General features: G+C 65.9%; 18 protein-coding genes. 8 read left to right on the top strand and 10 right to left on the bottom strand.

The genetic code is table 11. The features are described from left to right. The first annotated feature begins 28 nt into the window (after positions 1–28). From queD to U5768_RS16800, 3 genes are all read left to right on the top strand, one after another. Complete coding sequence (gene queD / locus U5768_RS16810) at positions 29–472, top strand: 6-carboxytetrahydropterin synthase QueD (protein WP_254319394.1); 444 nt, start codon at positions 29–31, stop codon at positions 470–472. Positions 473–699: 227 nt separating this feature from the next. Then, the gene (locus U5768_RS16805) at positions 700–1,482 is read left to right on the top strand and encodes an HpcH/HpaI aldolase family protein (protein ID WP_322031536.1); all 783 of its coding nucleotides are present in this window, start codon (positions 700–702) and stop codon (positions 1,480–1,482) included. A 26-nt stretch (positions 1,483–1,508) separates the two neighbouring features. Then, positions 1,509–2,207, top strand: coding sequence for a tetratricopeptide repeat protein (locus tag U5768_RS16800; protein WP_415913930.1), 699 nt, complete (start codon positions 1,509–1,511; stop codon positions 2,205–2,207). Positions 2,208–2,302: 95 nt separating this feature from the next. On the opposite strand, the gene rodA is transcribed toward U5768_RS16800, so the two are convergent. The 5 genes from rodA to U5768_RS16775 form a co-directional block, all read right to left on the bottom strand. Next, on the bottom strand, positions 2,303–3,469 hold the full coding sequence (gene rodA, locus U5768_RS16795) for a rod shape-determining protein RodA (protein WP_322031534.1): 1,167 nt from the start codon (positions 3,467–3,469) through the stop codon (positions 2,303–2,305). Between the two features lie 9 nt (positions 3,470–3,478). Further along, entirely contained in the window at positions 3,479–5,938 is a 2,460-nt protein-coding gene (mrdA, locus tag U5768_RS16790; protein ID WP_322031533.1) for a penicillin-binding protein 2, read from the bottom strand. A 101-nt stretch (positions 5,939–6,039) separates the two neighbouring features. Beyond that, on the bottom strand, positions 6,040–6,552 hold the full coding sequence (gene mreD / locus U5768_RS16785) for a rod shape-determining protein MreD (RefSeq protein ID WP_322031532.1): 513 nt from the start codon (positions 6,550–6,552) through the stop codon (positions 6,040–6,042). After that, positions 6,552–7,709 carry a rod shape-determining protein MreC gene (gene mreC / locus U5768_RS16780; RefSeq protein ID WP_322031531.1) on the bottom strand — a complete coding sequence of 386 codons (1,158 nt, stop codon included), beginning with the start codon at positions 7,707–7,709 and terminating at the stop codon, positions 6,552–6,554. The genes mreD and mreC overlap by 1 nt, the downstream gene beginning before the upstream one ends. A gap of 191 nt (positions 7,710–7,900) precedes the next feature. Beyond that, positions 7,901–8,944, bottom strand: coding sequence for a rod shape-determining protein (locus U5768_RS16775; RefSeq protein WP_004189550.1), 1,044 nt, complete (start codon positions 8,942–8,944; stop codon positions 7,901–7,903). Positions 8,945–9,374: 430 nt separating this feature from the next. On the opposite strand from U5768_RS16775, the gene gatC reads away from it, so the two are divergent. The 5 genes from gatC to U5768_RS16750 all read left to right on the top strand — a co-directional run bounded on the left by gatC (position 9,375) and on the right by U5768_RS16750 (position 14,649). Beyond that, positions 9,375–9,674: an Asp-tRNA(Asn)/Glu-tRNA(Gln) amidotransferase subunit GatC gene (gene gatC, locus U5768_RS16770; RefSeq protein WP_028203206.1), complete on the top strand. Its 300-nt coding sequence runs from the start codon at positions 9,375–9,377 to the stop codon at positions 9,672–9,674. A 194-nt stretch (positions 9,675–9,868) separates the two neighbouring features. After that, positions 9,869–11,383: an Asp-tRNA(Asn)/Glu-tRNA(Gln) amidotransferase subunit GatA gene (gene gatA, locus U5768_RS16765; RefSeq protein ID WP_322031530.1), complete on the top strand. Its 1,515-nt coding sequence runs from the start codon at positions 9,869–9,871 to the stop codon at positions 11,381–11,383. Next, positions 11,380–12,855, top strand: coding sequence for an Asp-tRNA(Asn)/Glu-tRNA(Gln) amidotransferase subunit GatB (gene gatB, locus U5768_RS16760; RefSeq protein WP_322031529.1), 1,476 nt, complete (start codon positions 11,380–11,382; stop codon positions 12,853–12,855). The genes gatA and gatB overlap by 4 nt, the downstream gene beginning before the upstream one ends. Positions 12,856–12,969: 114 nt before the next feature. Beyond that, positions 12,970–13,806, top strand: a complete 837-nt coding sequence (locus tag U5768_RS16755; protein ID WP_322031528.1) for a PPK2 family polyphosphate kinase — start codon at positions 12,970–12,972, stop codon at positions 13,804–13,806. A gap of 63 nt (positions 13,807–13,869) precedes the next feature. Continuing rightward, entirely contained in the window at positions 13,870–14,649 is a 780-nt protein-coding gene (locus U5768_RS16750; RefSeq protein WP_322031527.1) for an exodeoxyribonuclease III, read from the top strand. A gap of 30 nt (positions 14,650–14,679) precedes the next feature. Here the strand turns inward: U5768_RS16750 and U5768_RS16745 are convergent, their stop codons facing one another. From U5768_RS16745 to U5768_RS16725, 5 genes are all read right to left on the bottom strand, one after another. Then, positions 14,680–15,777 (bottom strand): M48 family metallopeptidase, encoded by a 1,098-nt coding sequence (locus U5768_RS16745; protein ID WP_322031526.1) that lies wholly within the window; start codon positions 15,775–15,777, stop codon positions 14,680–14,682. Further along, entirely contained in the window at positions 15,774–17,180 is a 1,407-nt protein-coding gene (locus U5768_RS16740; protein ID WP_322031525.1) for an AmpG family muropeptide MFS transporter, read from the bottom strand. Before U5768_RS16740 ends, U5768_RS16745 begins: the two co-directional genes overlap by 4 nt. An 80-nt stretch (positions 17,181–17,260) precedes the next feature. Next, a complete protein-coding gene (gene metW, locus U5768_RS16735; protein WP_112170109.1) occupies positions 17,261–17,869 on the bottom strand; it encodes a methionine biosynthesis protein MetW in 609 nt (202 codons plus the stop codon). Then, positions 17,866–19,011, bottom strand: coding sequence for a homoserine O-succinyltransferase MetX (gene metX / locus U5768_RS16730; protein ID WP_322031524.1), 1,146 nt, complete (start codon positions 19,009–19,011; stop codon positions 17,866–17,868). The genes metW and metX overlap by 4 nt, the downstream gene beginning before the upstream one ends. A gap of 297 nt (positions 19,012–19,308) precedes the next feature. Beyond that, on the bottom strand, positions 19,309–19,899 hold the full coding sequence (locus U5768_RS16725; protein ID WP_322031523.1) for an HdeD family acid-resistance protein: 591 nt from the start codon (positions 19,897–19,899) through the stop codon (positions 19,309–19,311). Positions 19,900–19,902 lie beyond the last annotated feature (3 nt).

The following is a 19,902-nucleotide window of genomic DNA, read 5'->3' as shown; positions in this document are numbered from 1 at the left end:
ACGCGAATTTATCTGAAGAAGCGCCGTGCTGACGATCACCCGAAAACTCGAATTCGACGCGGGCCACCGCATCCCCGACCACCGCAGCCAGTGCCGTAACCTGCACGGCCACCGCTACGTGCTCGAAATTACGCTGGAAGGCGACCTCGTCGAAACCGAAGGCGCGCCCGACCGCGGCATGGTGATGGATTTCGCCGACGTGAAGTCGCTCGCGAACCAGCATCTCGTCGATCTGTGGGATCACGCGTTCCTCGTCTTCGCGGGCGACACGCAGGTGCGCGGCTTTCTCGAAACGCTGCCGGGCCACAAGACGGTCGTGATCGACCGCATTCCGACGGTGGAAAACCTCGCGGCCATCGCGTTCGACATTCTCGCGAACGTGTACGACGCGCACTATGGCGTGAATCTGCGCCTGCACAAGCTGCGGCTGTACGAAACGCCGAACTGCTGGGCCGAAGTCACGCGCGGCTGACACGCGCAAAACACACCTCACCCTCGCTCCGACGACCCGCGCAAGGCGGGTTTTCCGTGCCGTCGCCCAGGTTTTTGTCGCGGTATGATCGTTGCCGCAAGGCCTGCGCATCCCTGCGCGCGGCCCGACAAACACATAACGGAGCGAGACCTGCGGGCTGCCGCGCTGCCGGGCGAAACCGCCCGCGCGTCACGCGTGCGCCACGCGGCCTCGCCGGGAGCACGGCGATGAGCACCTTCACCAATCCCCTCAAGGAACGCCTCAAGGAGGCGGAACCGCTATTCGGCCTATGGCTTTCGATGGGCAGCGAAACCGCCGCCGAGGCGCTAGCGCACGCCGGCTTCGACTGGCTGCTGATCGACATGGAGCACACCCCGAACGACAGCGCCGACACCATCGCGCAGCTACGCGCCATCGCCGCCGCGCATCTGCCCACCGAGCCGGTGGTGCGTCTGCCCGGCAGCGAGCCCTGGCTCGTAAAGCATGTGCTCGACGCGGGCGCGCGCACGGTGATGTTCCCCAACGTGGCGTCGGCTGAAGAGGCCGCGCGCGCGGTGAGCCTCACGCAGTACCCCGATGCGCGCACGCCCGGCGGCCAGCGCGGCGTGGCGGGCGTGGTGCGCGCGGCGGCATACGGCATGCGGCGCGACTACCTGCAGGGCGCGAACGCGCAGATTGCGACGATCGTGCAGATCGAGTCGGCGGCGGCGCTGGCCGAAGTCGAGAAGATCGCGAGGGTGCCGGGCGTCGATTGCCTGTTCGTGGGCCCCGCCGATCTTGCGGCGAGCCTTGGCCATCTCGGCGACTCGAAGCATCCGGACGTGGTCGCCGCCGTGCAGCGGATCGTCGCGGCCGCGCGCGAGGCGGGCGTGGCGGCGGGCATTTTCGCGCTCGATGCGGCCGCTGCGAAGCAGTATCGCGAGATGGGTTTCAGTTTCATCGCACTGGCCGCCGACGTGATGTGGCTCGTGCGCGCGACGCGCCAGGCGCTCCAGGAGGCGAGATCATGAGGCGTCCGAAAGGGCTTGTTGAACGGATGGTGCGTGCTGCGGCGATAGGCTGCCTGGCGGGCGCGGCGCTCGGCGCAAGCGCCATCGCTGCCGCAGCCGACGGCGCCAGCGCCACGGCGGGCGCTCAATCCGATCCGCAAACCGCCAACGCCGTCGCCGATTACAACGCGGGCAATCTCAGCGCGGCGCGCGCCGAGTTCCAGGCGGCGGCGGGGCGCGGCAACCGGCTGGCGGAGTTCAACTACGCGATGATGCTCGTGAACGGCGAAGGCGGCGCCGCCGACGTTGGCGAGGGCCGCAAGTGGCTGCGCAAGGCGGCGGACGCGAACATGTCGCATGCGCAATACGTGTACGGCAAGATGTACGACGACGGCGACTTCGTCGAGCGCGACCCGGCGCAGGCGCACCAGTGGTTTCTCAAGGCGGCGAAGCAGGGCCACGTGCAGGCGGAACTCGCGCTGGCGAACCAGTACCTGGACGGACGCGGCACCACGCGCGACAACAAGCAGGCGTTCTACTGGTACAAGAAGGCCGCCGAGGGCGGCGACATGACGGCGCAATACGTGACCGGCTCCTTCTACGAGCGCGGCGGCGACGGCGTGCCGAAGAATCTCAACGTCGCGCGCGCGTACTATGCGGCGGCGGCGGCGCAGGGCGATCCCGTCGCTCGACTGAAGTATCAGCAGTTGAGCGCGCAACTGATGAAGTCGGCGCCCGCGCAGTAAGCGTCAGCAAGCGAGTGCCGAAACGCAAACGCGCCGGACAATGCCGGCGCGTTTTTTTTACGTCGAGGGAGCGGCCGTACCCGCCCGGCGCGCCCTCAACTCTGCATCAACCGCTTCTGGCGTCCCACGCTCATGATGAGCCCGATCGCCACCCCGAGCGTGGTGAGCGCCGTGCCACCATAGCTCATGAACGGCAGCGGCACGCCCACCACGGGCAGGATGCCGCTCACCATGCCGATGTTGACGAACGCATAGGTGAAGAACGCCATCGTGAGCGAGCCGGCCAGCAATCGCCCGAAGAGCGTCGCCCCGTTCGCGGCGATATAGAGCCCGCGCGCGATCAGACACATGTAGAGCGTGAGCAGCACGAGGCCGCCCGCCATGCCGAATTCCTCGGAGAACACCGCGAAAATGAAGTCGGTGTGTTTCTCGGGGATGAACTCCAGGTGCGACTGCGTGCCCTTCAGCCAGCCCTTGCCGAGCGGGCCGCCCGAGCCGATCGCGATCACGGCCTGGATGGTGTGGAAGCCCTTGCCGAGCGGATCGGAAGTCGGGTCGAGCAGCGTGCAGATGCGGTGCTTCTGGTAGTCGTGCATGAGTGGCCAGTTCACCTGCGGCTGGCAGATCTTGTCCTGGAACGCCGCGATCGAGGCCACCGCGATCACGCCCGCAATCAGCACCGGCACGATCAGCTTGAACGAGAGCCCCGCGAAATAGATGACAAAGAGCCCTGAGGCGAACACGAGCACGGCGGTGCCGAGATCGGGCTGCTTGGCGATGAGGCCCACCGGCACGAGCAGGATCACGAAGCCGACGATGAAGTCGTACCAGCGCATCACGCCTTCCCGGCGCTGGTAGTACCACGCGAGCATGAGCGGCGTGGCGATCTTGAGGATCTCGGAGGGCTGAATCACGACGCCCACGTTGATCCAGCGCTTCGCGCCCTTGCGCGTGAGCCCGAATAGCGCCACGGCAACGAGCAGCGCGATGCCGAAGGTATAGATCGGCACCGCGAAGCGCATGAGCGTGTTGGGCGGCACGTTGGCGAGCGCCCACATCAGCACGAAGGTGAGCATGATGTTGCGCAACTGGTCTTCCACGCGGCCGGGCACGTCGAGGCTCGCGCTGTACAGCGTCACGATGCCCACGCACAGCAGCAGGAATACGGTGAGCGCGAGCGGGCGGTCGAAGCCGAGGAACATCTTGCGCAGCGTGTCGAGCACGGCGCGCTTGTCGATCTTGTCGAGCTGGAAGAAAGGCATGGTGACTCCTTACTCGTCGATGCCGCCCGTTGCGGGCTTGGGCGGCGGTGCGAGCGTGGCCGCGTCGCTTGCGCCGGCTGGGCGGCGCGGGCGATGGGGGCCTGGGCCGAAGTGGCGGGGCACGGAGGCGGGCGCGGGGCGGCCGGCGCCCGTGTCGGGCGAGCCGTCCGCGCTGGCGGTGCCGCCGTTCACGGCGTCGGTTGCGGCGGGCGCATCGGGGCTGACGTTCTGGCGCGGCTTGCGGGTGTTGCCGACTGTGTTGCCGACGGTGTTGCCCCCGGCGCTGCTGGCAGGCGCGGGCCGCGCCGCCGCGCCGGTAGCCGAAGCCGGACCCGCGGTGGCCGCCCCCGAGGCTTCCGAAGCCGCCGCCGCAGCCGCCGACGCCGCTGCGGCCGCCGATGCCGCGCCGGGAACCGGCAGCGGCGTGAAACCGGCGGCGACCCTCACGGGCTGCGCGGCGGACGTGGCCGATGGCGTGCCCGAGGCCGCCGCGGGCGGCGCGCCGATCACGGGCGCGGACGCGTCCTCGGTGGCCGAAGCCGCCGCGGTCACAGCCGCCTGCTCGACGCCGGGCTTCAGGCGATCGACAAGGTAATAGTCGAGCACGCGACGCGCGATCGGGCCTGCGGCCTGCGCGCCCCAGCCGCCGTTTTCGACGATCAGCGCGACGGCGATCTGCGGCTTTTCGGCCGGTGCGAACGCGATGAAGAGCGCGTGGTCGCGCAGATTTTCGGCCAGCGCGTGCGCCTTGTACTTGCCGCCCTGCAGCGAGAACACCTGCGCCGTGCCGGTCTTGCCCGCCGACGTGTAGGGCGCGTTGCGGAACACCTGGTAGGCTGTGCCCGACGGGTTCATCGTCACGTTTTCCATGCCGCGCTTCACCACGTCGATGTCGCTCTGGCTCACGTTCAGGCGGCCGCTTTCGCTCGGCACCGTGAGGCGTTCCTGCTTGGTGATCGGATTTTCGATCTCCTTCACGAGGTGGGGCTTCATCAGAACGCCGTTGTCGGCGATCGTGGCCGTGGCGTGCGCGAGCTGCAGGATCGTGAACGAGTTGTAGCCCTGCCCGATGCCAAGGCTGATCGTCTCGCCCTCGTACCACTTCTGCTGCTCGGGCTTGCGATAGGCCTTGCGCTTCCATTCGGTGGAGGGCAGGATGCCGCGCGCCTCGCCCGCGATGTCGATGCCCGTCAACTGGCCGAAGCCGAGCGGCTTCATGAAATTTGCGATGTTGTCCACGCCCAGGTCGTGCGCGAGCATGAAGAAGTAGGTGTCGTTGGACACCATGATCGCGCGGTTCATGTCGACCCAGCCCTGGCCCGAGCGCACGTCGTTGTTGAAGCGATGGCCGCCGAACATGTAGTAGCCGGGGTCGGAGAAGCCCCACTGCGGCGTGCGCTTGTGCAGCGTGAGCGCGGCGAGCGCCATGAACGGCTTGTAGGTCGAGCCCGGCGGATAGGTGCCGTGCAGCGGACGGTTCAGGAGCGGGTGATCGGGCGAGTTGTTCAGGTCGTCCCAGGTCTGCTGGTCGATGCCGTCGACGAACGAATTCGGATCGAAGCTCGGCGCGGAAACGAACGCGAGAATGTCACCCGTGGAAGGCTCGATCGCCACGAGCGCGCCGCGCTTGCCCGCGAACGCCTGCTCGGCCACCTGCTGCAGGCCGATGTCGATCGAGAGCACGAGATTGTTGCCGGGCGTGGCCTGCGTGCGCGAGAGCGTGCGCACGGGGCGGCCGCCCGCCGTCACTTCCACTTCCTCGAAACCGGTCAGGCCGTGCAGCTCGGTTTCGTAGCTTTGCTCGACGCCGATCTTGCCGATGTAGTCGGTGCCGTTGTAGTTGTTCGCATCGAGACGCGGATCGTAATGCTCGGGATCGCTGTCGTTCTTGTCGGAGAGATCGTCGATGCGCTCCTGGTCGCGCTGCGAAATACGGCCGATATAGCCGATCACGTGGGCAGCCGTGGGACCGAGCGGGTACTGGCGGAACAGGCGCGCGCGCACTTCCACACCGGGGAAGCGAAAGCGCTGCGCGGTGAAGCGCGCGACTTCGTCGTCGGTGAGACGCGTGCGGATGGGCAGGCTCTCGAAGTTCTTCGAGTCTTCGAGCAGCTTCTTGAAGCGGCGGCGGTCGCGCTGGTCGATCGGAATCACGGTCGCGAGCTGGTCGATCGTGTTGTCGAGCGTGTCGGTGAGCTTCGAGGGCGTGATTTCGAGCGTGTACGCCGAATAGTTCTTCGCGAGCACGACGCCGTTGCGGTCGGTGATGATGCCGCGGTTTGGCACGATCGGCGCGACGGAAATGCGGTTTTCGTCCGCCTGCAGCGAATACTTGCTGTGGTTCCAGACCTGCAGGTAGAGGAAGCGGAACGCGATCAGCCCGAAGCAGACGAACACGAACAGCCCCGCCGCCGCGACGCGCAGGCGGAACTTCGTGAGCTGCTGCTGGGTGTCCTTGAATTCGGTCATGCTGTCAGACCCGGATTCCGCCGTTCCAGTCACGAGGAATAGCGGGCCGGGGTGCGTAAGAGGTAGTCAAGCGAGTCTTCCAGCGGTGCGCGGCGCGCCGCTCAAATGGGCCGGGTGTCGTCGTGATCGACGGGACGGCGCTGCGGCAGGAGCAGCAGCACGCTCGCAACCGGCCAGAGGATGGCCTCGACGAAGCCGCTGATGAGATAACCCCAGCCAGGAAACGATGCGCCCATCAGCAGGCGGATCACGAACGGCACGACCTGCGCGCCGACCAGCATGGGCGTGACGGCGAACATCTGCAGGCCGATCGACATCCACAGCACGCGGCGGTGAATGGTGATCGCGCCATACGAAAGCAGCGTGTACGCCAGCGCGTGCTCGCCGAGCAGGTTCGCGTTGTGGACGTCCATGAGAAGCCCGAGGAAAAACGCGACGCCCATGCCGACCTTGCGCGGCTGGTGAATGTTCCAGAACAGCAGCACGAGCGCGACGAAATCGGGCACGCCGGGCAGCTTGCCCCAGGGCAGCAGGTTCAGCAGGAACGCCGCCGCGAGGCTGAAAACGATGAAGTACGGATTGACCGGCTGGAGAATGTATTGCGGACGCGGCATCAATGGCCCCCTTTCTCAACGGCCTTCGCTGCCTCTTCCCGCAGGCTCTCCTTCGGCCTTCTTTCGGGTTGCTTCTGCTGCGCCGGCTTCTTGTCGGCTGCCTCGGCGGCTGTTGCTGCGTTCGCCGCGGGCTTTGCCGGCTGCGCGGCGGCGGCCGGCGCGGCGGCGCCCGGCGCGCCCGAAGCTGCGGCTGCGGGCTTCGCCTTCGCGTCGTCGGCTTTTTTGTCGGCCTTCTTGTCCGCGGCTCTGGCGGGCTTCTTCTTCGCGTCCTTCGCTTCGGCGGCCGCCGCGGCTTCTTCGGCGGCAACCGGGTTGGGCGGCACCTGCGGGACATAGTGCAGCACGAGCACCTGGCGCGCCCCGCGCACGGCGGCGAGCGGCAGGCAGACCACGCGTGCGAATGCCGTATCGGCCTGCTTGTCCACGCGCAGCACCTTCGCGACCGGCAGCCCTTGCGGATACACGCCGTCGAGGCCGCTCGTCACCAGTTCGTCGCCGATTTGCAGATCGGCGCTGATCGGCACGAAGCGCAGGTCGAGCAGGTCGCCCTTCGCCGTGCCGTAAATCACGCTGCGAAGGCCCGTGCGCACGACTTCGACCGGCACGGCCTGGTCCTTATCGGTGACGAGCGTGACTTCGGACTGCATGGGGAACACGCGCGTGACCTGGCCGATCACGCCGTCCTCGCTCAACACGGGCGAGCCGTTCTGGATACCCTGCTGCGAGCCGCCTCCGATCACGACCTTCTGCGTGAACGGGTCGCGCGTGTCGTACTGGATGTCCGCGGGCGTGGTTTGCGCGCCGATGCGCTGCGAAAGCTGCAGCAGCGCGCGCAGGTGCGCGTTTTCGGCGGCGAGCGTTGCGGCTTCGTTGGCCTGCTGCGAAAGCTGGAGATTGCGCGCGTGCAGTTGCGTGTTCTCGGTGCGCAGCGTGGAACTCGTCACGGCCAGATCGGCGGCGCCCATAAAGAAGTCGCGCGGCACGAGGGCCGCGCGTTGGAGCGGGTACAGGCCCGCGCCGAGCACGCCGCGCACGACTTCGAGCGTCTTGAAGCGCGCATCGGAGACGAGGAGCGCGAGCGACAGCACGACGAAGAAAATCAGCCGTGCGAGTGCCGAGGGGCCCTGTCTAAAGAGGGGCGGCGGACTGTATTCCATGGTCGGCGCCGGGGGCGTGTGCGGTTCGGTGAAACAGAGGGTGTAACGAAGGGCGCAACGAAGTGTGAGACTTCGGCGCCCCGAAGGCCGCCCTGTTGCGCTCCCCATGATGGCGCGCGCGCCGCCACGCCAGCAATGGCGGGGCGACGCTCAAACCGCGCCGCGGGCGCGCGCAGCAGTGCGCGGCGCGCTTACTCGTACGAGAAGATGCTGCCAAGCTTGTCCATGCGCTCGAGCGCCATGCCCGAGCCGCGCACCACACAGGTGAGCGGGTCTTCGGCCACGAGCACCGGCAGACCGGTTTCTTCGGCGAGCAGGCGGTCCAGATCGCGCAGCAGCGCGCCGCCGCCCGTGAGCATCATGCCGCGCTCGGCAATGTCGGCGCCCAGTTCCGGCGGCGTTTGTTCGAGCGCGATCTTCACCGACGAGACGATCTGGTTCAGCGGGTCGGTCAGTGCTTCGAGAATTTCGTTGCTCGAAATCGTGAAGCTGCGCGGAATGCCTTCCGACAGATTGCGGCCCTTCACTTCCATTTCCTTGACTTCGGAGCCGGGGAACGCCGAACCGATTTCCTTCTTGATGGCTTCGGCCGTTTGCTCGCCGATCAGCATGCCGTAGTTGCGGCGGATGTAGTTGACGATGGCTTCGTCGAACTTGTCGCCGCCCACGCGCACCGAACCCTTGTAGACGATGCCGCCGAGCGAGATCACGCCCACTTCGGTCGTGCCGCCGCCGATGTCGACGACCATCGAGCCCGTGGCTTCCGAAACCGGCAGGCCCGCGCCGATAGCGGCGGCCATCGGCTCTTCGATCAGGTACACCTGCGAGGCGCCCGCGCCGTGCGCGGCTTCCTTGATCGCGCGGCGCTCGACCTGGGTCGAACCGCACGGCACGCAGATGATGATGCGCGGCGACGGCGAGAACATGCGCGACTCGTGCGCCGTCTTGATGAACTGCTTGATCATCTGCTCGGTGACGGTGAAGTCGGCGATCACGCCGTCCTTCATCGGGCGGATGGCTTCGATGTTGCCCGGGACCTTGCCGAGCATCTGCTTGGCTTCCTTGCCGACTGCCTGAATGGTCTTCTTGCCGTTCGGGCCGCCTTCCTGGCGAATGGAGACGACCGAAGGTTCGTCGAGGACGATGCCCTTGCCGCGCATGTAGATCAGGGTGTTGGCGGTGCCGAGGTCGATCGCCAGGTCGTTGGAGAAGTAGCTACGCAGAAAACCGAACATTCAAAAATCCTGTCTCGCTTGTGGCCGACCTTCGAGCTTCTTGGGCGAGGGCGGCAGCGGAAAAATAAACAGCCTCAGGGCGCCATGCGCCGCCACGAAAGCACCACGAGCGGACTGCGCAGGGAGTCGCAAGGGGCGCCCCGAGGGGCCTGAGACTGCGGGGATGGTTACCGGAGGCAGCCACGCTGCGCCGCCCGTTTGATCGGGTCTGGCCGCATAGTGTTGCGTACAGAACCGAAAGGCGGATGCAAGGCGGTCCGGGTTTGGGTCGAACGCGTAATGATACCTTATAATTTTGCCTGTTTTGCAGGATCCGGAAGCCAGTTTTTGACCTCGTCGAAGCTTTCTTCAAGAGCCGGATCCGGCGCGATAAACCGCTGTTGCAGCACCGAATTTCCGCACTGCCGCAGCTTCTTTTTCCGGTGACCGCATGGCCCTGACCCTGAACGATGTGAAGCGTATCGCGCATCTTGCGCGCCTCGAACTGGCCGACGCCGAAGCCGGCAATACGCTCGAACGCCTGAACGACTTCTTTGGCCTCGTCGAGCAGATGCAGGCCGTGGATACGACCGGCATCGCGCCGCTCGCGCACCCGATCGAACAGATCGAGGACGTCGCGCTGCGCCTGCGCGAGGACGCCGTGACCGAAATCGTGGATCGCGAAGCGCTGCAACGTCCCGCGCCCGCGGTGCAGGACGGACTTTACCTCGTACCGCGCGTGATTGAGTAAACAAGCGGCATTTTTTCGCCATTTTCGAAACCTTTCGAGTTGTCGGAACAGTTCGAAAAAGGCACGGACTCCCGAGTTTTTCCGGGTTTTCCGCGAAGCGGCCCGCACGTTTGTCAACGTCTGGCGAGCCGCTTTCCGGACGGCGCAACGATCTGACTTCGACCACGCCGTGACGTTCTTCCAGGAATTACGCAATGCATGACAAAAGCTTGACCGAACTGCGCGCCGCGCTGGCTGCGAAGGAGTGCTCCGCAGTCGAGCTGGCCCAGCATTTTCTGGGTCGGATTGAGGCACATCAAGACTTGAACGCTTTCGTCGACGTCAATCCCGAATTGACGCTCGCTCAGGCGAAGGCCGCCGACGCGCTTCTGCACTCGGGCCACGCAGGCCCGCTCGCGGGCATTCCGCTCGCGCACAAGGACGTGTTCGTCACGCGCGGCTGGCGTTCGACCGCCGGCTCGAAGATGCTTGCAAACTATGTGAGCCCGTTCGACGCGACCGTCGTCGAGCGCCTGGAGCGCGCGGGCATGGTCTGCCTCGGCAAGACCAACATGGACGAATTCGCGATGGGCTCGTCCAACGAGAACTCGCATTTCGGCGCCGTGAAGAACCCGTGGGACACGAAGGCCGTGCCGGGCGGCTCGTCGGGCGGGTCCGCCGCGGCCGTCGCCGCGCGCCTCGCGCCCGCCGCCACCGGCACCGACACGGGCGGCTCGATCCGGCAGCCCGCGTCGTTCACGGGCGTGACGGGCATCAAGCCCACCTACGGCCGCGTGTCGCGCTACGGCATGATCGCGTTTGCCTCGTCGCTCGACCAGGGCGGCCCGTTCGCGCAGAACGCCACCGATTGCGCGCTGCTCCTGAACGCCATGGGCGGTTTCGACGAGCGCGACTCGACGAGCCTCACGCACGCGCACGAAGACTACACGCGCTTCATCGGCCAGAAGTGGGACAACAACGGGAGCGCCGATGCCAGCGCCGACAAGCCGCTTGCGGGCCTGCGCATCGGCCTGCCGAAGGAATACTTCGGCGCGGGTCTCGCCGACGACGTGCGCGCGGCCATCGACGCCGCGCTCAAGACGTACGAATCGCTCGGCGCGACGCTCGTGGAAGTCACGCTGCCGAAAACCGAGCTGTCGATTCCCGTGTACTACGTGATCGCGCCGGCGGAAGCCTCGTCGAACCTCTCGCGCTTCGACGGCGTGCGCTTCGGCCACCGCGCGGCCGAGTACCGCGATCTGCTCGACATGTACAAGAAGTCGCGCGCCGAAGGCTTCGGGCCTGAGGTGAAACGCCGCATTCTGGTGGGCACGTACGTGCTTTCGCACGGCTACTACGACGCCTACTACCTTCAGGCGCAGAAGATCCGCCGCATCATCGCGCAAGATTTCCAGGAAGCGTTCAAGCAGTGCGACGTCATCATGGGCCCGGTGGCCCCGAGCGTGGCGTGGGACCTGGGCGCAAAGGGCGACGATCCGCTGCAGATGTACCTCGCGGACATCTACACGCTCTCCACGAGCCTCGCGGGCCTGCCCGGCATGAGCGTGCCGTGCGGCTTCGGCGCGGGTGCGAACGCGCAGCGACCCGTCGGTCTGCAGATCGTCGGCAACTATTTCAACGAGGCCCGCATGCTGCAGGTCGCCGACGCCTTCCAGCGCGCGACCGACTGGCATCGCAAGGCGCCGGCAGGGACAGGGGTGCAGGCATGAGCACACAATGGGAAGTCGTTATCGGTCTTGAGACGCACGCGCAGTTGTCGACGGCGTCGAAGATCTTCTCGGGCGCATCGACGCAGTTCGGCGCCGCGCCCAACTCGCAGGCCTGTCCCGTCGATCTCGCGTTGCCCGGCGTGCTGCCGGTGATGAACCGCGGCGCCGTCGAGCGCGCGATCCAGTTCGGTCTCGCGATCGGCTCGACCATCGCGCCGCGCAGCATCTTCGCGCGCAAGAACTACTTCTACCCGGACCTGCCGAAGGGCTATCAGATCAGCCAGTACGAGATTCCGGTCGTGCAGGGCGGGAGAATCACCATCCAGGTGCCGGCCAACGAAAAGGCCGGTAAGGAAGCCTACGAGAAGACCATCAATCTCACGCGCGCTCACCTGGAAGAAGACGCGGGCAAGTCGCTGCACGAAGACTTCGCGGGCATGACGGGCATCGACCTGAACCGCGCGGGCACGCCGCTGCTCGAAATCGTTACGGAACCCGAAATGCGCAGCGCGGCCGAAGCCGTGGCCTACGCGAAGTCGCTGCACACGCTCGTCGTGTGGCTCGGCATCTGCGACGGCAACATGCAGGAAGGCTCGTTCCGCTGCGACGCGAACGTCTCCGTGCGCCCGGTCGGCCAGAAGGAATTCGGCACGCGCGCCGAGATCAAGAACCTGAACTCGTTCCGCTTCCTCGAAGAGGCGATCCAGTACGAAGTGCGCCGCCAGATCGAGCTGATCGAAGACGGCGGCACGGTGGTCCAGGAAACGCGCCTCTACGATCCGGACAAGCGCGAAACGCGCTCCATGCGCAGCAAGGAAGACGCGCACGATTACCGCTATTTCCCCGACCCCGACCTCATGCCGCTCGTGATTGACGCCGCGTGGGTCGAGCGCGTGAAGGGCGAAATGTCCGAGTTGCCCGCGACCATGCAAACGCGCTTCGTCGAGCAATACGGCGTGACGCCGTATGACGCGAACGTGTTGACGTCTTCGAAGGCAATGGCTTCGTACTTCGAGGCCGTCGTCGCGAAGGCGGGCGGCGCGCAAGCCAAGGCCGCGGCCAACTGGCTGATGGGCGAGTTCTCGTCGCAACTGAACCGCGAAGGCCTCGACATCGCCGCCTCGCCGGTAACGGCTGCGCAGTTCGCCGTGCTGCTCGCGCGTATCGCCGACGGCACCATCTCGAACAAGATCGCCAAGGAAGTGTTCCAGGCGATGTGGGACGAGAAGGCGACGGACGAAGGCGCGGCGGACCGCATCATCGAAGCGAAGGGCCTCAAGCAGATCTCGGACACGGGCGCGCTCGAAGCGATCATCGACGAGGTGCTCGCCGCGAACCAGAAGTCGGTCGAAGAATTCCGCGCCGGCAAGGAAAAGGCGTTCAATGCGCTGATCGGCCAGGCGATGAAGGCCACGAAGGGCAAGGCGAATCCGCAGCAGGTCAACGAGCTGCTCAAGAAGAAGCTGGGCTGAGTCCGGCTTCGACCGGGCAGGCTTGCAAGGCGGCGTCGTGCTGGGCAGTGCGACGCCGCCTTGCCGCTTTTGGCTCGCTTTGCCTTCCGTATTCACGAGAGAGGAGAACAACGCATGTCCAAGGTCCCGAGTCTCGACGATTACCGCGTGCCGTATTTCAGCGACAAGAAGACGGAAGCCTTCGCGCTCAGCGCGCTCGACCCCGCCGCGAAGCCGTTTTCGACCGGCAGCAAGGAAGGCGACCGCGACCGTGTCGCCGCGATCGGCAAGAAGCTCGACGTGCTGCAGGAGCGTCTGCACGCGCAGCGTCATCAGCGCGTGCTGCTCGTGCTGCAAGGCATGGACACGAGCGGCAAGGACGGCACGATTCGCGGCGTATTCCGCGAGGTCGATCCGCTCGGCCTGCGCATCGTGCCGTTTAGCGCGCCCACGCCCAGGGAGGCCGCGCGCGACTTTCTCTGGCGCGTGCATTTGCAGGTGCCCGCCGCGGGGGAGCTGGCCATCTTCAATCGCAGTCACTACGAAGACGTGCTCGTGCCGCGCGTGACCGGCCAGATCGACTCGGCCGAATGCGAGCGCCGTTACCGGCAGATCCGCGATTTCGAGGCGCTGCTCGCGCAAAGCGGCACGTCGATCATCAAGTGCATGCTCCATATCTCGAAGGACGAGCAGCGCAGCCGCCTCCAGGCGCGCATCGACGATCCGACCAAACACTGGAAGTTCGACGTATCGGACGTGGAAGCGCGCAAGCACTGGGATGCCTACCAGGCCTCGTATCAGGACGCGCTCCCGGCCACCTCCACGGAATACGCGCCGTGGTTCGTGATTCCCGCGGATTCGAAGTCGCATCGCAACGTCATGGTGGGCGAATTGCTGCTGCGCCTCATGGAAAGCATGAAGCTCGAATTCCCGCCGGCCAAGGCCGAACTCAAGGGTCTCAAGATCGACTGAGACAGAACATATCCCCTCGCGCGGCGCCGTGCGAGGCAACGCACAATCAAGAGGAAAGAAGACATGTTGCGTGTGATCACCGCGAATCTGAATGGCATCCGCTCGGCGGCGAAGAAGGGCTTTTTCGAATGGTTCGGCGAGCAGAAGGCCGACGTGCTCTGCGTGCAGGAAATCAAGTGCTCGCAGGACGACATGACGCCGGAATTCCTCGCGCCGCACGACTTCACGGGCTACTTCCAGCATGCGCAGAAGAAGGGCTACAGCGGCGCGGGCGTGTATTCGCGCCACGAGCCCGATGACGTCATCATCGGTTTTGGCAGCAAGGAGTTCGACCCGGAAGGGCGCTATGTGGAAACGCGCTACGGCAAGCTCTCGGTGATTTCGGTGTACGTACCTTCGGGTTCGAGCGGCGACGAGCGCCAGGCCGCGAAGTACCGCTTCATGGACGAATTCATGCCGCATCTCTCCGAACTCAAGCGCGAGCGCGAAGTGATCCTGTGCGGCGACGTGAACATCGTCCACAAGGAAATCGACATCAAGAACTGGAAGGGCAACCAGAAGAACTCCGGCTGCCTGCCCGAAGAGCGCGCGTGGCTCACGAGCCTCTTCGACGAAGTGGGCTACGTCGACGTGTTCCGCACGCTCGACCCGCGCCCCGAGCAATACACGTGGTGGAGCAACCGCGGCCAGGCGTACGCGAAGAACGTGGGGTGGCGTATCGATTATCAGATCGCGACGCCCGGCATTGCGCACAAGGCGAAAAAGACGTCGATCTTCAGGGACATCAAGTTCAGCGATCACGCGCCGCTGACGATCGACTACGACTACAAGGTCAAAAGCTGACGCTCGCTTGGGCGCACCGCGAAACCGCTTTCACGGCGCCGAAACCACCTTGCGCTTCTGCATGGCCGGGATGCCCGCGTAGTCGGGCAGTTCGGCGAGCGGCTTGCCGATGGCCTTCGCGTAGAGCGGCATCATGTCGGCGAGGCGCTTGGCGATGTCGGCGCGCCGCGCGGGCGTGTAAGGATGCACGTAGATGAAGCCCTGGTCGCGGTCGGCGCGCGTCGCCGCCGCGAGCTTGTCCCAGAGCGTGAGCGCGGCGCGCGGATCGAAGCCCGCGCGCGCGGCGATATCGCTGCCGATCACGTCGGCTTCGGTTTCGTCGGCGCGGCCGTAATGCATCTCCACGAGCTGCGAGCCGATCCCGAGCGGAAACACGCCGAGATCCGCGAGCCCGAATAGCTGCGGCACGGTGCCCGATTCGATCTGCGCGGCCTGTTGTTCGCCCAGGCGCTCGCGCACGTGTTCGCGCACCGCATGCGCGATCTCGTGGCCGAGCAGCATGCCGAACTCGTTGTCGTTGAGCTTCACGCGGTCGAGCAAGCCGCCATACACGATGATCTTGCCGCCCGGCAGCGCGTACATGCGAATGTCGTTCGAGCGGATCACCGCCACTTCCCACTTCCAGTTCTTGACGCGATCGCTCCACTTCTGCGCATAAGGCGCGAGCCGGTCGACGAAAGCCCGCACACGCTGCACGTGCGGATCGCTTTCGGCATAGAGACGGTTCGAATGGGCCGCGCCGCGCACGATCTCGTTGAACTCGGCGGTGGCCTGCGCTTCGAGCATCGGCGAGGGAATCAGGTTGCGGTATACGGCGGCGTTGCCGAAGCGCACCACGCGGCCCGTGTTCGGCGCGCCGGGAGCGACGTTGCCCGGCGTGGCGTTCGCGTTATTCGTCGGGTTGATGGCGGCGGCGCTTGCGCTCGCGACGCTGCCTGCCGGCGGCGCGGCGACGTTGCCCGGCGCGGCCGCCGACGCGCTCGTGGCGGCGGGATTCTCCGCACCACGGGCATGCCATGCAAAAAGGCCGGCCCACGCCGCGGCAAGCGCCAGCATGAGCGCACGGGCGCGCACGCCCCGGCGCTGCGGCGCGCGCCGGCTGTGCACGGCGGTCTCATGCGTGCTCACGACCGGACTCTCCACGGGGCAATGCGAATGAGCAGGAGCATACCCGGTACGGCCAGCACCGTGCAGACGATGAAGTAGTCGAACCAGCCGATCTTCGCGACCACGTAGCCGCTCGCGGCGGAGGCCAGCGTGCGCGGCACGGAGGCGAGGCTCGTGAAGAGCGCGAACTGCGTGGCGGTGTAACGCGGATCGGTCGTGCTCGCAATGTAGGCCGTGAACGCGGCGAGCGTGAGGCCGGTCGCGAAGGTCTCGAAACCGTACACGAGTGCGAGCGCAACGGCGCGCGGGTCGAGCGTGAATTGCACATTGGCGCCGAAGAGTTCCGCCGCCGACGAAACCGCGTGGTTCACGGCGAGCACCGCGTCGTAAATGGCCGCGAGCGAGGGCGAGCCCGGGCCGAGTTGCGCGAGCCACGCGAAGCCGAGCGTCGAAATCATCTGCAGGAAACCGAAGATCCACAGCCCGCGCCCGATGCCGATTTTCACGAGCGCCACGCCGCCGATGATGCCTCCCGCGAGGCTCGCGCCGAACGCCGTCATCTTGGCGATCACGCCGATCTCCGTGCGCGTATAGCCGATGTCGAGGAAGAACGACGTGGACAGCGTGGTCGCCATCGTGTCGCCGAGCTTGTAGAGGAAGATGAACGCGAGGACGAACAGCGCCGCGGCGAGACCGTCGCGGCGCACGAATTCGGCGAACGGCTGCACGATCGCTTCGCGCAGGTTCTTCGGCGGCGCGCCATGCACCTCGGGCTCTTTCACCACGAGCGTCATGATCATGCCGGGAATCATGAACGCCGCCGTCACGACGAACACGGTGCTCCACGGCAGATGATCGGAGAGGATCAGCGCGAGCGAACCCGGCACGAGCGCCGCGATCTTGTAGGCGTTCACATGCACGGCGTTGCCGAGGCCCTGCTCGGTGTCGCGCAGCAGTTCGCGGCGATACGCGTCGATGGAGATGTCCTGGCTCGCGCCGAAGAACGCGACGAGCGCGGTAAGCGCGGCCACGGTGAGAATCGAATCTTTCGGCGAAAGGTAGCCAAGTGTACCGATGGCGAGCGCCACGAGAATCTGCGTGACGAGCATCCAGCCGCGCCGCCGCCCCGGGCGCCAGCCCGGCAGGCGCGGCACGTAGCGGTCCATGAGCGGCGCCCAGACGAACTTCCACGTGTACGGGAACTGGATCAGCGCGAAGAGGCCGATCTCCTTGAGATTGACGCCCTCCGAGCGCAGCCACGCCTGGACGAGATAGACGAGCGTGAAGAGCGGCAGCCCGGAAGTGAAGCCGAGGAACACGCAGATCAGCATGTGCGTATTCAGATACGCACGCCAGCCGGGGTGGGATTCGTGAGCGGCGAGGTGATCGTTGCGGGCGGGTGCCTCGGGGGGCGGATTCTGCATGTCGTCGTTAGCGGCGGCGGTGTTGGGTGCGGTTCCTCGCGAACCGGTCGGGCGGAAAACACGCGACGCCGCGCACGGCGTCATTTTTTTCTCACGCGATAGACCGCAAGACTACCACGCCAGTTCACACCCCATCGAACGGTCTGACCCCCATGAAGCACGGCGCGGTCGAGAATTTCGATACCCACCTCGGGCGCGAGCGCCTCGAAGTCCTTCACCGTGAGAACACGCACGTTAGGCGTGTTATGCCACTGGTAGGGCAGCGACTTTGAAACCGGCATGCGGCCGCGCAGCACCGAAAGCCGGTGCGGCCAGTAGCCGAAGTTCGGGAACGAGACGATGCACTCCTTGCCCACGCGCGCCGTCTCGCGCAGGATCGCGGCGGTCTGGTGGATGGTCTGCAGCGTCTGCGAAAGAATCGCGAAGTCGAAGCTCGCGTCTTCGAAGAGGCGCAGGCCGTCTTCCAGATTCTGCTGGATCACGTTGATGCCGTTCTTCACCGAAGCGAGCACGCCCGCGTCGTTGATCTCGATGCCATAGCCCGTGCACTCCAGCTCTTCCGTGAGGAGCGAGAGCAGCGAGCCGTCGCCGCAACCGAGGTCGAGCACCTTGGCGCGCGGTTCGATCCAGCGCGCGATGGTGCGAAAGTCGGGACGGGCGGAAAGACTGTCGAATGCGCTCTGGTTCATGCGCCCACCTCAGCGGCAATACGTTCGTAATAGGCGCGCACCACGTTGTGATAGCGCGCGTCGTCGAGCAGGAAGGCGTCGTGGCCGTGCGGCGCGTCGATCTCAGCGTAGGTCACCTGGCGCTTGTGATCGAGCAGCGCCTTCACGAGTTCGCGCGAGCGCGCGGGCGCGAAACGCCAGTCGGTCGCGAAGCTCGCCACGAGATATTTCGCCTTCGTGTGCGCGAGCGCGCGCGTGAGGTCGCCGTCGTACGCCTTGGCCGGATCGAAGTAATCGAGCGCGCGCGTAATCAGCAGGTAGGTGTTCGCGTCGAAGTAGTCCGCGAATTTGTCGCCCTGATAACGCAGATACGACTCCACTTCGAATTCCACGTCGAAATTGAAGTTGTATTCGTCGACGGCGCCTTCCGCGCGGCGCAGCGCCCGGCCGAATTTTTCGGCCATGTCGTCGTCGGACAGATAGGTGATGTGGCCGATCATGCGCGCCACGCGCAGGCCGCGGCGCGGCTTCACATCGTGCGCGTAGTAGTCGCCGCCGTGGAAGTCGGGGTCCGAGAGAATGGCCGAGCGCGCCACTTCGTTGAACGCGATGTTCTGCGCCGAGAGCTTTGGCGTGGACGCGACGACGATGCAATGACCCAGACGGTCCGGATAGCGCAGGCTCCATGCAAGCGCCTGCATGCCGCCAAGGCTGCCGCCCATCACCGCGGCGAATTTCCCGATGCCGAAGCGGTCGGCCACGCGCGCCTGGGCGTCCACCCAGTCCTCGACGGTCACGACCGGAAACTTCGCGCCATAGGGCTGGCCCGTTGCCGGGTCGATGCTCATCGGGCCGGTCGAGCCGAAGCACGAGCCGAGGTTGTTCACGCCGATCACGAAGAAGCGGTTGGTGTCGAGCGGCTTGCCCGGGCCGACCATGTTGTCCCACCAGCCCACGTTTTTGGGGTCGTCCGCGTAGACGCCCGCCACGTGGTGCGAGGCGTTGAGCGCGTGACAGACGAGCACCGCGTTGCTGCGCGCGGCGTTGAGCGTGCCGTAGGTTTCGACCACGAGGTCGTACCCAGCCAGCGCCGTGCCGTTCTGCAGTTGCAGGGGCTCGTCGAAATGCAGTGTTTGAGGAGCGACGATGCCGATCGATTCCATTCGTTCCGCCTTGGTTTTTCGGGGCGGCTAAACGGTGTCGGCGGGCGCGGAGTGCGAGAAAGTTGGCGCGGCTGACGACCTCTTTAGCCGCATTTATATCGAACTTCTGGTTTGAAACCCGGAAGTTCACGCGCCCGCAATCGAGTCAGCAAATCGGCGCGTGGGTATTGCAAAAGGAACGCAGAGTATATCGGAAAAAGTGCAAAGCGACGCGGCGCGCGGGGAAAGCCGGCCCGGGCGGCGCGCTCGCGCTTTCCCTTCGCGTGAGCGCGCGCCGCCCGAGGCCGCGAAGCCTTGTCACGTCGCGGGCGCGGAAGAACGTGCGTTGCGCCAGCGCCGCAGTTGCAAGGCCGCGATGATCATCAGGAGACCGTAGAGCACGGCGTAGGCGGCGATCACCCAGATCAGCGAGAGCGCGCCGGCGCCCGGGAACATCGCGAAGAAAAAGCCCACCGTGGCCGAGAGCAGCCCCGAAATCCCGACCGCCCACGGATGCGCAATGGCGTGCCGGTACTGGATCGCGTAGACGATTTCGAAGATGCCCGTGAAGAACGCCCACACGCCGATGATCATCACGAGGACGATGGCCGTCTCGCCGGGCCAGAAGAACGCCACGAGGCCCGCGATCACGCCGATCAAACCGATGATCACGTAAGTCCAGCGCCGCGTGCCGCCGCCGCGCGCGCCGTAGATGAGCGCGAATGCGCCGTCGACGATGGCGTAAGCGCCCCAGACGATGGCGAGCGTGAGCACGGTGAGGCCGGGCAGCGAGAAGGCGAGCACGCCGAAAACGATGGCGGCGATGCCGCGCGCGACGAGCCAGCCCCAATGGGCGGAAAGGCCCATGAGGATGGGCGGCAGGCCGAAGGGAGGAACGGGACGGTTCATGCG

The sequence above is a fragment of the Paraburkholderia sp. J76 genome (assembly GCF_905220295.1).
Classification (GTDB): Bacteria; Pseudomonadota; Gammaproteobacteria; order Burkholderiales; family Burkholderiaceae; genus Paraburkholderia.
This window is presented reverse-complemented; position numbering and strand designations above follow the sequence as displayed.